This is a genomic window from Flavobacterium sp. (genome assembly GCF_017744675.1).
Taxonomy (GTDB): Bacteria; Bacteroidota; Bacteroidia; order Flavobacteriales; family Flavobacteriaceae; genus Flavobacterium.
Window position 1 is genome coordinate 220,513 of the sequence record NZ_JAGIAV010000001.1, and the last position, 13,353, is coordinate 233,865.

Annotated in this window: 12 protein-coding genes; 11 read left to right on the forward strand and 1 reads right to left on the reverse strand. The window is 33.5% G+C overall.

All coding sequences use genetic code 11. From position 1 onward, the window contains the following. The first annotated feature begins 111 nt into the window (after positions 1-111). The 9 genes from uvrC to J7574_RS01055 all read left to right on the forward strand — a co-directional run bounded on the left by uvrC (position 112) and on the right by J7574_RS01055 (position 11,337). Complete coding sequence (gene uvrC, locus J7574_RS01015) at positions 112-1,905, forward strand: excinuclease ABC subunit UvrC (RefSeq protein ID WP_290963029.1); 1,794 nt, start codon at positions 112-114, stop codon at positions 1,903-1,905. 6 nt (positions 1,906-1,911) lie between these two features. Beyond that, positions 1,912-4,206 (forward strand): patatin-like phospholipase family protein, encoded by a 2,295-nt coding sequence (locus J7574_RS01020; protein ID WP_290963031.1) that lies wholly within the window; start codon positions 1,912-1,914, stop codon positions 4,204-4,206. A gap of 318 nt (positions 4,207-4,524) precedes the next feature. After that, positions 4,525-5,682 carry a homogentisate 1,2-dioxygenase gene (locus J7574_RS01025; RefSeq protein ID WP_290963033.1) on the forward strand — a complete coding sequence of 386 codons (1,158 nt, stop codon included), beginning with the start codon at positions 4,525-4,527 and terminating at the stop codon, positions 5,680-5,682. Between the two features lie 137 nt (positions 5,683-5,819). Beyond that, complete coding sequence (locus J7574_RS01030; protein WP_290963035.1) at positions 5,820-6,179, forward strand: four helix bundle protein; 360 nt, start codon at positions 5,820-5,822, stop codon at positions 6,177-6,179. Positions 6,180-6,267: 88 nt separating this feature from the next. Continuing rightward, positions 6,268-7,428 (forward strand): 4-hydroxyphenylpyruvate dioxygenase, encoded by a 1,161-nt coding sequence (hppD, locus tag J7574_RS01035; protein ID WP_008465353.1) that lies wholly within the window; start codon positions 6,268-6,270, stop codon positions 7,426-7,428. 297 nt (positions 7,429-7,725) lie between these two features. Further along, positions 7,726-8,496 (forward strand): DUF3108 domain-containing protein, encoded by a 771-nt coding sequence (locus J7574_RS01040; RefSeq protein ID WP_290963038.1) that lies wholly within the window; start codon positions 7,726-7,728, stop codon positions 8,494-8,496. Further along, entirely contained in the window at positions 8,496-9,437 is a 942-nt protein-coding gene (locus tag J7574_RS01045; RefSeq protein ID WP_290963041.1) for a tryptophan 2,3-dioxygenase family protein, read from the forward strand. Before J7574_RS01040 ends, J7574_RS01045 begins: the two co-directional genes overlap by 1 nt. Positions 9,438-9,461: 24 nt before the next feature. Next, positions 9,462-10,682, forward strand: a complete 1,221-nt coding sequence (locus tag J7574_RS01050; RefSeq protein ID WP_290963043.1) for a peptidoglycan DD-metalloendopeptidase family protein — start codon at positions 9,462-9,464, stop codon at positions 10,680-10,682. Between the two features lie 34 nt (positions 10,683-10,716). Then, the gene (locus tag J7574_RS01055) at positions 10,717-11,337 is read left to right on the forward strand and encodes a hypothetical protein (protein ID WP_290963045.1); all 621 of its coding nucleotides are present in this window, start codon (positions 10,717-10,719) and stop codon (positions 11,335-11,337) included. Positions 11,338-11,349: 12 nt separating this feature from the next. Here J7574_RS01055 and J7574_RS01060 read toward each other — a convergent pair whose 3' ends face one another. After that, on the reverse strand, positions 11,350-12,186 hold the full coding sequence (locus tag J7574_RS01060) for an AraC family transcriptional regulator (protein WP_290963047.1): 837 nt from the start codon (positions 12,184-12,186) through the stop codon (positions 11,350-11,352). Between the two features lie 104 nt (positions 12,187-12,290). Between J7574_RS01060 and J7574_RS01065 the strand changes: the two genes are divergently transcribed. Then, a complete protein-coding gene (locus tag J7574_RS01065; protein ID WP_290963049.1) occupies positions 12,291-12,851 on the forward strand; it encodes a short chain dehydrogenase in 561 nt (186 codons plus the stop codon). A 10-nt stretch (positions 12,852-12,861) separates the two neighbouring features. Continuing rightward, complete coding sequence (locus tag J7574_RS01070) at positions 12,862-13,347, forward strand: lipocalin-like domain-containing protein (RefSeq protein WP_290963051.1); 486 nt, start codon at positions 12,862-12,864, stop codon at positions 13,345-13,347. The last annotated feature ends 6 nt before the right edge of the window (positions 13,348-13,353 follow it).

A 13,353-nucleotide genomic window follows, 5' to 3' on the forward strand; every position in this document is an offset into this window, starting at 1 on the left:
GAAATTATTCTTTTGATTTTGTAAATTTGAAACTAATTCAATGTTAAGCTTCTTTCAGAAATCAGAATGGTTTTTGAAAAGCTTCTCGAACCTCTTCAGAAACACAATAGAATGCAAAAACCGGCCTTAGATCTTCAAATTTTAACCTTGCCCGACAATCCTGGTGTTTATCAGTATTATGATAAAGATGGAAAAATCTTGTATGTCGGCAAAGCCAAAAATTTAAAAAAAAGGGTTTCATCTTATTTCAATAAAATTCACGATACTGCCAAAACAAATGTTCTGGTAAAAAAAATCGTGACTATCAAACACATCGTAGTTCCTACCGAAACCGATGCGCTTTTATTAGAAAACAATTTAATTAAAACACTTCAGCCACGATACAATGTTTTGCTTCGCGATGATAAAACATATCCGTGGATCTGTATCAAAAAAGAACCTTTTTCGAGAATATTTTCTACTCGAAGAATGGTCAAAGACGGCTCTGAATACTTTGGTCCGTACACCAATTTTAAAACAGTACATACCATTTTAGATCTAATCAAAGAATTGTATCCGCTTCGCACTTGCAATTACGACTTAAGTGAATCGAATATTAATTCGGGTAAGTTTAAAGTTTGCTTGGAATATCATATTGGCAATTGCAAAGGCCCTTGCGAAGGTTTGGAGCCTTTAGAAGAATACCAAAGGCAAGTCAATGCTATTCGCGAAATCTTAAAAGGAAATTTCAAAGAAAGTTTAAAGGATTTCAAGAAATTGATGAACACTTATGCGCAGAATCTACAATTTGAAGAGGCTCAAAAAATAAAGGAAAAGATTGAAGTTTTAGAAAACTATCAATCCAAATCGACGATCATTAATCCGAAGATTACCAATGTTGATGTTTTCTCTATTGTTTCTGACGAAAGTGCAGCTTTTGTCAATTTCCTTCAAATTTCTCATGGTTCGATTATTCGTTCACACACTTTAGAAATGAAGAAAAAGCTGGACGAAAGCGACGAAGAATTATTAGAATTGGCCATTGTAGAACTTCGTGAACGTTTTCAGTTATTATCAAAAGAAATTATTGTGCCTTTTGAAATGGATTTGGGCGAAAACATCAAAACAACTGTTCCGCAGCTTGGAGATAAAAAACAGATTCTAGATTTGTCGATTCGAAATGCTAAATTTTATCGAATTGAGCAATTGAAACAATTGCAAATTGTTGATCCTGATCGTCACGTTAACCGAATTATGGCTCAGATGCAGAAAGATTTACGTCTTCCGTCTGAACCTCGACATATTGAATGTTTTGATAACTCGAACATACAAGGGACAAATCCTGTTGCGGCTTGCGTAGTTTTTAAAGATGGAAAGCCAAGCAAAAAAGACTACCGCCATTTTAATGTTAAAACCGTTGAAGGCCCGAACGACTTTGCTTCGATGACCGAAATTGTGTATCGCCGCTACAAAAGATTATTGGATGAAAATGAACCTCTTCCGCAATTAATTATTATTGACGGTGGAAAAGGACAGCTCTCTGCAGCCTTAAAAAGTATAGACGATTTAGGGTTGAGAGGCAAAGTAGCCATAATAGGAATCGCAAAACGTCTTGAAGAGCTTTTTTATCCTGGAGATTCGATTCCGTTATATTTGGATAAGAAATCGGAAACTTTAAAAGTCATTCAGCATTTAAGAAACGAAGCGCATAGATTCGGAATCACTTTTCACAGAGACAAACGATCCAAGTCGGCGCTTAATTCTTCTGTAGAAAGCATTCCAGGAATTGGAGAAAAAACGATGCTCGCGTTAATTCAACATTTCAAAAGTGTTAAAAGATTGAAATTAGCCACAGAAAAAGAAATTTCAGAAGTTATTGGTGTTTCTAAAGCCAAAAAAATTGTCGACTTTTACAAAACCAACTAAAAATTTATGCGCCCATCCCAATTATACATTTTAAATATTTGGTCAAAAGGATTTTGCTCTAAATCCGAAAAAGGAGTTTCTTGGCGCGTATTCCTATTTGTTTTTTTAAGCACATTTTTGTTTTCATCAAAAACATTTTCGCAAGAAGTAAAAAAAGACAGCGTTAAAAGACCAAAAATCGGATTAGTTTTAAGTGGCGGAGGTGCCAAAGGTTTCGCGCATATTGGAGTTTTGAAAGTTCTGGAAGAAGCTGGAATCAAAATTGACTATATCGGTGGAACTAGTATGGGATCTGTAATCGGCGGTCTTTACGCATCTGGTTACAACGCTTCTCAAATTGACTCTATTTTCAAAAAAACCAATTTTGACGAATTAATAAACGATTATATTCCGCGTTCTTCAAAGAATTTTTATGGTAAGAAGAATGACGAATTGTATGCCATTACTTTGCCTTTCAGCAATTTCAGAATTGGAATTCCAGAAGCGCTTTCAAAAGGAATGTACAATTATAATTTATTAACCAGTTTAACCAGAAATGTGCGTCATGTTCGCGATTTCAACGATTTGCCAATTCCATTTTTATGTATTGCAACAAATATTGAAACTGGAGAGGAAGTGTTACTCAACAAAGGCAATTTGGTTCAGGCCATGATGGCGAGCGCTGCTTTTCCTTCCTTATTTACACCAGTTGAAATTGACGGAAAACTTTTAGTTGACGGCGGTGTGGTAAATAATTACCCTATTCAAGAAGTTCGAGATCTCGGTGCAGACATTGTTATTGGTGTAGATGTGCAAGACGATCTACAAAATAGAAAAGGTTTAAAAAATGCCACTCGAATTTTGGTTCAGATTACAAATCTGCAATCAATTGAAAAAATGAAAGGCAAAAGAAAGGAAACCGATATTTATATCAAACCAGACATTCGTGACTTTGGTGTTATTTCGTTTGATCGCGGAGAAGAAATCATTAGAAAAGGAGAAGAAGCCGCTTTTGCTGTCTACGAAAAACTCAAATCTTTAACAAACGAAAGCGACTTTTATAAAAAGCCAAAATTAAAAGTTGCAACAGATACGCTTCATATTCAGGATATAAATACAGATAAACTAGAAAATTACACCAAAGAGTATATTCGTGGTAAACTTCGTTTTAAACCAGGAAGCACTATAACTTATGACGGACTTAAAGCTGGAATAAACAACCTAAATGCTACACAAAACTTTAGCACAATTTCGTATTGCCTTCAGCCAAATGGCGATAAAGACAATCTGGATCTGGTTTTAAGAGAAAATCCAACACAGACTTATTTAAAACTTGGACTTCATTATGACGGACTTTATAAAAGTGGTATTTTATTAAACCTTACCCATAAAAAGACATTTGTAAAAAATGATGTTACTTCTCTGGATATTATTTTGGGAGATAATTTCAGATATGATTTAAATTATTATGTAGAAAACGGCTTTAATATCAGTTTTGGTTTCCGTTCTAGATTGAATCAGTTTAATCGAAATGTAACCACTAGCCTTAGTAGTGTTCTGAACGAAAATCCGAATGTTAACTTGATTAATGTTGACTTTATGGATCTCAGTAATCAGGCTTATTTCCAGACCATTTTTGTTCAGAAATTTTTAATGGGCGGAGGTCTCGAATATAAATACTTAAAAATAAATTCGCCAACACTTGCCAACGAAGACAATATTATAGACAAAAGCAGTTATTTTAGTGCTTTTGCTTATTTAAAGTACGATTCGCTCGATGAAAAATATTACCCAAATTCTGGATTGTATTTTTCTACAGATCTTCAGACCTATATGGCTTCTTCAGATTATACCAAGACTTTTAAGCCTTTTTCCATTGCTAAAGCAGAGATTTCTTATGTAAATACTTTGTTTAGAAAAGCTACTTTTAAAATTGATGCCGATGCTGGTTTCACTTTTGGAAATACCAGCGTTCCGTTTTTTGATTTTATTTTAGGAGGTTACGGGTATAGCAAAATCAACAACTTCAATTACTTTTATGGATATGACTTTTTAAGTATTGCCGGAAACAGCTACATCAAAACAGGAGTTACATTGGATTATGAATTTTTAAAGAGAAACCACGTTAACTTATCTGCTAATTTTGCGAATCTTGGTGATGATATTTTTTCTGGTGTAGATTGGATTTCGATGCCAAAATATACTGGTTATGCTGTGGGCTATGGCTTAGAAACCATTATCGGTCCTATCGAAATCAAACAATCGTGGTCTCCAGAAATGTCCAAAAGTTTCACATGGTTTAGCATTGGGTTTCAATTTTAGTAGTATAACCGAGAATACTTCAACAAAATCGATCTATTTTTTTACATCATAAAAATTAAATCAAAAAAACTAAGTTATTTTATAGTTATAAATAATATAATTTTTATTTTTACTCCGAAAAAATTACGACATTTGTTATAATGAAAACAAATTGGACAGGTTTATTAGAGTATCTTCAATTCCTCATCAAGAGAAATCCTGAGTAATGGCTCTATAGAATTGAAATAATCAGTTAATTGCAAAAATTGATCTGGTTATTATCTCTGCAATTCAAATTTTCGAATTATCTAATTTACTAATTATCTAATTGAAAAAGCCATGCCACTATATCATAAACTTGGGGATTTTCCTCAAAAGCGACACACCCAATTTGAAAAACCAAACGGAGGTTTTTACTACGAACAATTGTTTGGAACCGAAGGTTTTCACGGACATTCGTCTCTGTCTTATCACGTACACAGACCAACACAGGTTAAAGAAATTTTAAACTCTTATTCGGTTGAGCCTAAAATTGCAATCGGAAAAAACATAAAATCACTGCTTTTCAAAGGTTTTGAACTAAAACCTGAAAACGATTTTTTAGACAGCCGTAAAGCCATGTTAGTCAACAAGGACTGTATTATTGGTTTGGCTGCTCCGAAAGAGTCACTTCGAAATTATTTCTATAAAAATGCCGATGCCGATGAAATGCTTTTCATCCATAAAGGAAAAGGAAAATTAAGAACCATGTTAGGAAATATTCCGTTTGAATATGGCGATTATTTAATTATTCCGCGTGGTATTATTTATCAGATTGATTTCGAAACAGAAGACAATAGACTTTTTTACGTAGAATCATACTCTCCTTTTTATACTCCAAAACGTTATAAAAACCAATCTGGGCAGCATTTAGAACATTCGCCATTTTGCGAACGCGATTTTATTTTGCCAAACGAATTGGAAACGCATGACGAAAAAGGTGATTTTTTAATTAAAATCAAAAAAGAAGGAATGCTTCACGAAGTGGTTTATGCCACACATCCGTTTGACGTTGTAGGCTGGGACGGCTACAATTTCCCTTACGGATTTTCAATTCACAATTTCGAACCTATAACGGGACGTGTTCACCAACCGCCACCAGTACATCAAACTTTTGAAACGGCAACTTTTGTTGTTTGTTCATTCTGCCCAAGACTTTACGATTATCATCCGAAAGCGATTCCTGCGCCATATAATCACAGCAATATAGATTCAGATGAAGTACTATATTATGTAGATGGCGATTTTATGAGCCGTAATAATATTGAGCAAGGTCATATTACTTTACACCCAAAAGGAATTCCGCACGGACCAGCGCCTGGAGCAATGGAACGCAGCATCGGTCACAAAGAAACTCAGGAATTAGCTGTTATGGTAGATACTTTCCGTCCGTTAATGGTTACTGAAGAAGCTATGAGATTAGACGATGGCCAGTACTATAAGTCATGGACTGAATAATTAGAAAATGTGGCAATATGGCAATTTGTCAATTAGATAATACTTTGAAAAGCGTATAAATTAAATAATTATTGTAATTTTAAACTTACAAAATAAATTATCTCATTGACACATTTTCAAATTATCTAATTGCCCAAATGACTTTTAACGAAAAATACAAAGACAACGCTCTTTTAATTAAGACTTTCAATTTCGCCTTAAACATTATTGATTACACTACAGAACTTCAAGAACAAAAAAAGTTTGTTATTGCCAATCAATTATTAAAAAGCGGAACATCAATTGGAGCTAATTCGAAAGAGTCCCAAAATGCAGAAAGCAAAGCCGATTTTATTCATAAATTAAAAATAGCGATTAAAGAAGCAGACGAAACTGAATATTGGTTGTTTTTATGTGATGCCCATAGTGAATATCCAAATTGCAAAAGTTTATTAAATGATCTTTCAGAAATTTTAAAAATTTTAAATAAAATAATATCAACATCTAAGAGGAATTAGGAAATTAGAAAATGTGTCAATTAGAAAATTGTTCCAATTATTACATTTCAAAAATTATCTCATTTTCTCATTATCAAATTATCTAATTATGAGTAAAGAAGTAAAATCAGTAGAATACGGATTAGAGAAAATATTTGAAGGAGCACAAGATTTCCTTCCATTATTAGGAACAGATTATGTAGAATTTTATGTAGGCAATGCTAAGCAAGCTGCTCACTATTATAAATCTGCATTTGGATATCAGTCATTGGCTTATGCCGGATTGGAAACTGGAGTACGAGACAGAGCATCTTATGTTTTGAAACAAGACAAAATCAGAATTGTTTTAACAACGCCTTTAACAGCAGATTCTCCAATAAACGAACATTTGAAAAAACATGGTGATGGAGTAAAAGTGGCGGCGCTTTGGGTTGAAGATGCTACAAAATCGTATGAAGAAACAATGAAACGTGGAGCTCGCTCTTTTATGGAACCAACTGTAGAAGAAGATGAATTTGGCCAAGTGGTTCGTTCTGGAATTTACACTTACGGAGAAACCGTTCACATTTTCGTAGAAAGAAAAAACTATAATGGTGTTTTCCTTCCAGGTTATAGAGAATGGAAATCTGATTTCAACCCAGAACCAACTGGATTAAAATACATCGACCATATGGTTGGAAATGTAGGTTGGAACGAAATGAATACTTGGGTGAAATTTTACGAAGAAGTAATGGGATTTGTAAACTTCTTATCTTTTGATGACAAACAAATCACTACAGAATATTCGGCTTTGATGAGTAAAGTAATGTCTAACGGAAACGGAAGAATTAAATTCCCAATCAACGAACCAGCTGAAGGAAAGAAAAAATCTCAAATTGAAGAATATTTAGATTTCTACGGCGGGCCTGGAATTCAGCATATCGCTATTGCTACAGATGATATTATTAAAACAGTATCACAACTAAGAGCTCGCGGTGTTGAATTTTTATCAGCTCCACCTCATACTTATTATGAAGCAATTCCTGAAAGATTGGGTGTTCACATGGATATGATGAAAGAAGATTTGAACGAAATCGAAAAATTGGCGATCATGGTCGATGCTGATGAAGATGGGTACTTATTACAGATTTTTACGAAGCCTGTTCAAGACAGACCGACACTTTTCTTCGAAATTATTCAAAGAATGGGTGCAAAAGGGTTTGGTGCAGGTAACTTTAAAGCCCTTTTTGAGTCTATCGAAAGAGAGCAAGAATTGAGAGGAACGCTATAAAATGTTAATTTTCATATAGAAAACCGCATAATTCTCCAAAAAACGATGCTTTTTTTGCAAATGTTATGTTAAACTTGACTTTTGCTATTTTATTTTTGAACTTTCTATCTATCTTTGCACCGCAAATAAGGAAGGGGTGGTTTCCTTCCGAATTGATATAAATTTCATAATTTATAGTTTTTTGGTTAGTTAATAGCATAAAAACTCAGTCATCTTTGACTGAGTTTTTTTGTTTTGGTACATTTGGAATAGAATTTGCATTTGTCTACCTTTATAATAAAACGTAAAGATTATACTATGAAAAAGCTCATCTTCATTATATTAGCACTAACTATACTCTCTTTTGCGCCTCAAAAAGAAGACGCTTTCGATACTGGAGAATATTTCAAATTTAGAATACATTATGGTTTTGTAAACGCAGGATATGCCACTCTTGAAGTTAAAGATGCTACCATAAACAATAAAAAGGTATTTCACTCTATTGGAAAAGGTTACACAACCGGAATGTCCAAATTTTTCTTTAAAGTAGAAGATTTATACGAAAGTTATTTTGATAAAGAAACAGGAAAACCATACCGTTATGTTAGGAAAATTGACGAAGGCGGCTACACCAAAAATCAAGAAGGTTTTTTTAATCAAAATGAAAATAAAGTTTTGGTAAAAGACTACAAGCGTAATTCAGAAAAAACAATTATGGTATCTGAAGAAGTGCAAGATATTGTATCGGCATTTTACTTTTTAAGAAACCATCCCAACATCAACAAACTTAAATCTGGTGAAGCCATTACAATTGATATGTTTTTTGATGATGAAATCACAAAATTTAAGTTAAAATATGTAGGCCGTCAAGATATTACGACTAAATTTGGAACCGTTTCTACAATGGTTTTTAAGCCATTGGTCCAAACTGGTAGAGTATTTAAAGAAAAAGAGAGCTTAACACTCTGGATAACAGACGATGTAAATAAAGTTCCGATAAGAATAAAAGCAGATTTAGCCGTAGGTTCTCTTAAAGCTGATCTCGATGAATATAAAGGATTGCAAAGTCCACTTAAAGCAAAAAAATAATGAACCCTACAGATAATTCTGCAGCAATTTTAAAAGAAATTGATCTTAAATTTCAAGCCATAAATCAAAAAACTGATGTTCAATTGGAAGGATTGCTTTGGGCCAAACCAATTACTTATTGGGATTACATCCAAACCGATGCACTTCTAAACCTGCAAATTCAGCGTACTACACTTCCTGACGAAATGGTTTTTATCATGTACCATCAGGTAAACGAATTGATTTTTAAAATGATTTTGTGGGAAATTGATCAGATTGCCGAAACAGAAAACATTCAAGTCGACTTTTTCAGCGAGAGATTATCCAGAATTACAAGATATTTTGACATGCTTACCAACTCTTTCAGCATCATGGAAAATGGTATGGAAGTAGATCAATACATGAAATTCAGAAACACACTAACTCCAGCCAGCGGATTCCAAAGTGCACAGTATAGAATGATCGAATTTGCTTCGACAGATGTTATTAATTTAACAGATCGCAGATACAAAGCAAACTTTGATGAAAATACAGACTTAGAAACTAGCTTTGAACATCTTTATTGGCAAGCTGCTGGAAAAGATTATCACACTGGCGAAAAATCATACTTGCTGAATGAGTTTGAGAAAAAATACAAAGAGCCGTTTTTAAGACAAATGGCTACTTTTAAAACCAAGAATCTTTGGCAAAAATTCATTCAACTACCTATTGAAGATCAGCAAAATGCAGCATTGATCGATGCCATGCGCCATTACGACAAAACGGTAAATATTACTTGGGTAATGCAGCACCTTAATACAGCGAGAAAATACATACTTGAAAGCGGAAAAGGCAATGGCGAAGCAACAGGCGGAAGCGATTGGCAAAAATATATGCACCCAAAATACCAAAGACGCATCTTTTTTCCTAAATTGTGGACCGAAGAAGAATTGTCCAATTGGGGAAATGAAACCGAAGTTTAATTTCTCAACAAAAATTTATAAAGTTTGAAAAAAGCAGTCGTAATTTTAATTGTCTTGTTTTCTATTTTTTCATGTAAAAAAGCAGAAGAAAAAGTAGAAGCCAAAATTACTAAACCAGCAACCAAAAAAATAGAATTCGGTTTTAATTACGCAGACTTTAATGTTGTTAACGATACTATTTCGAAAGGAGATTCTTTTGGCTCTATTTTGCAAAGCCAAAATATTGGAGACAAAAAAGTAAATGAAATTGTCGAACAGGTAAAAGATTCTTTCAATGTTAGAAATATTCGTTACGGCAAACCTTTTACTTTGCTTCGTTCTAAAAACAAAACGAACAATCTTCAAGTTTTTATTTATCAGCCAGATGCTTTAAGCTATTATGTTCTAGATTTAAGAGACAGCATTGCAAAAGCTTACAAAAAAATAAAACCCGTTACTTTTAAAAGAAAAATGATTGGCGGCGTTCTTAAAAGCTCTTTATCAGAAACTTTAGGAAACGAAAGTGTCGAAACCGCTTTGGCAAGCCGAATCACAAAAGTATTCTCTTGGTCTATTGACTTCTTTAAACTTAAAAAAGGAGATCGTTACGGACTAATTTTCACCGAACGTTTCATTAACGGAAAAACGTATGACGGAGTTGAGGATCTTGAAGCGGCATTCTTTGAATATAAAGGAAAAATCATCTACGCTTTTCCTTTTGAAAGAGACACTACTTCTGGAAAGATTGAATATTATGATGATGAAGGAAAAACACTTAAAAACTTCTTCTTAAAAACACCTATTAAATTCAGCCGAATCACTTCAAGATTTACCATGAACAGATACCATCCGGTGCAACATACTTGGAAAGCACACAAAGGAACCGATTATGCCGCTCCAACAGGAACACCAATTTCAACAACAGCTTCTGGCGTTGTAGAAGCTACGGGATATACCGCAGGAAACGGAAACTTTGTAAAAGTAAAACACAACGGAACCTACTCTACCCAATATTTACACATGTCTAAAATCCTAGTTCGCCGCGGACAGCGCGTTACTCAAGGCCAGACTATTGGTTTAGTTGGAAGTACAGGTTTAGCTTCTGGCCCTCATGTTTGTTACCGTTTTTGGAAAAATGGAGTTCAAGTGGATGCTCTTCGATTAAATCTTCCAACTGGAGAATCTCTTACAGGAAGCGACAGAACTCGTTTCATGAAGCAGATCGAGCCTTTAAAAAGAGAATTGGACAGCATTGGAAATCTGTAATAATCATTTTTGAAAATTATTCTGCACTAAAATCATGAAAAATGAACGTCTTAAAACCATGTACAATGAAACTTTTTCTGGTTTAAAATTATTTTACAGAGACACCAATCTGGCTGAAAATTTAATTTCAAATTATAAAGTCGGGCAAATTATTCAAGAAAAAGGTTTTACAGACATGACTTCGATTGGCGGAGGAATTTCAGGCAATTTTAGATATCTAATTGCTAGTGCGCATGCCAAAGATTTGTCAAAATTTAACCCTGATTCGGCAAGAATTGGTCATTATCTTTTAGACTCAATTGCTTATTTCAAAGTACTGGACATTCAAAAAATTGAAGATAAAACTCAAATTTTCCTTTTGAACATTCCAGACAATTCGATTTCGCTTTTTAAAAATTCATCTTCTAATTTAGAAGAAGAAATTATTGAAAAAGCTCAAAAACGCTTTCGCGAAAAAATCGATGCTGATTTAATTCCAGAATTACAAACCGAAGAATGGAAAGAAAGAACAAAATTTCCGCTCGGAATGGACGAAAATGGAAAACTATTTTTTGATGATTCTAAAATTAAAACCGAAGTTCCAAAAAGAATTGATGTTGATGTAACGAAAAAAGTGATCGAAATCAACAAGAAACCGTGGTGGAAAATTTGGTAAACTAAATTTCAGTTATTTAGCATATTTTTTTCTAAACTCAGACGGATTCATTCCTTTGTATTTTCTAAAAACCTTATTCAAGTGACTTTCATCCGAATAATTTAATTCATCCGCAATTTCATTAATCCGCATGTCACTGTTTAAAAGTCTCGCTTCGATTAATCTCAACTTATAATTTGCAATATATTCTTGCAGTGTTTCACCCGTTTGTTTCTTAAAATATTTTCCCAAATAGTTAAGCGTGATATTAAAATGTCCGCTTATTCTTTCAGACTTTAATTCTTTCGGATCGTAGATGTTTTCCTGAATGTAATGCAATATTTCAAGAACCAATTCTCCTGTTGTTTCCTTAATATTTTTCGGAAGTTTCAAAGCAATATTTCTGGCCACAATTGTAATTATAGTGTTTACGATCTGCTCTGTAATCTTTTGATGATAAATTTGCTGATTGTTCTGCTCATCAATTATATTTCCGATCAATGACGCAATTAAAGGTTTGTCAATCTGATTTTTTAGAATACATCCTGGACGATGGCTTGCATTTTGAAGAATATATTCCATTCGAAGAATATTATCTGATTGTCCGTTTTGAGAATTTTCTTTTATATAATACTCATTAAACCGAAGAAAAAAGAATTTCGTGCGCGTTGTAATTTCAAATGAATGTATGTCTTGCGGCGTTATTAGAAACAAATTCCCTTTTTGGTACTGAAATTGGTTATCATTAATAACCTGAATTCCGGTTCCGCTGACAATATAAATCAACTCAAAAAAATTGTTTTTCCGAACTGTTTTCGGAAACTGCTCCAATTCTTTAAAATCAACTTCAAAAGGATGATATAAATTCATATTTGTCATTTTGCTAAAATACAATTTTAGTACCAAATAATACAATTTTTCAGAAGGGCTAACCTTCTAATTTTGTTATAAATAACAAACTAAAAATATATAAAATGAGAATTCTTATAATTGGAGCAAATGGAACAATTGGTAAAATTCTGGAACCAGCTCTATCCAAAAATCATGAAGTCATTTCGGCTGGAAGAAACAGCGGTGATTTTAGAGTCGATCTCTCCGATTCCAATTCGATCGAAAAATTATTCGAAAAAGTTAAGGACATCGATTCTTGCATTTGTGTTGCAGGCGATTGCTATACGGGAGATTTATTTTCGCTTGACGAAGAAAAATTAAATATCGGCATTCAAAATAAATTGCTAGGACAAATCAATCTCGTTTTAATTGGTCAGAAATACCTAAACGAAAAAGGATCTTTTACTCTCACTTCAGGAAAAATGGCCGATAAACCTGTAAAAAACAACATCGCTAAAGCAATTGTAAATGGTGGCATCAACAGTTTTGTTCTTGCTACTTCACTAGAATTAGAAAGAGGAATTCGAATAAATGCAATAAGTCCAGCCAAAGTCGCCGACATTCCAATCGAAGATTTAATAAATGCTTATACAAAAAGCATTGAAGAAACTATAAATGGAGAAATTATTAAAGTAAACTATTAAATTTTTGAAGATGAAAAACATCCTTTTGATGCTGCTGCTTTTGATCGCAAATTCGATGAGTGCACAGAAGAAGACCGAACTTTTAGGCTCATGGACTTTGGTTTCGGTAGAAAATATAAATTCAGACGGAACGAAGAACCTTCCTTATGATGTAAATCCTAAAGGTTTTTTGTTTTTTGATGAACAAGGAAATTACGCCATTCAGATATACAAAAATGACCGCGCAAAAATTGTTTCGGGAGACAAAAATAAATGTACTCCCGAAGAAAATGCCGCCATTGTTCAAGGAAGTAATGCGCATTTTGGAATGTATGAAATTAACGAAGCAAATAAGACGATCATTTTTAATATAAAAACAGCAACGTTTCCAAATTGGGAAGAAACAATTCAAAAGAGATCGTATACTTTGAAAAACAATGAACTCAAATATACTGTAACCAATACCACTCAAGGCGGAAAGTCCGTAACAGCTGAAGTTGTCTGGAAAAAATTATGACGGTTT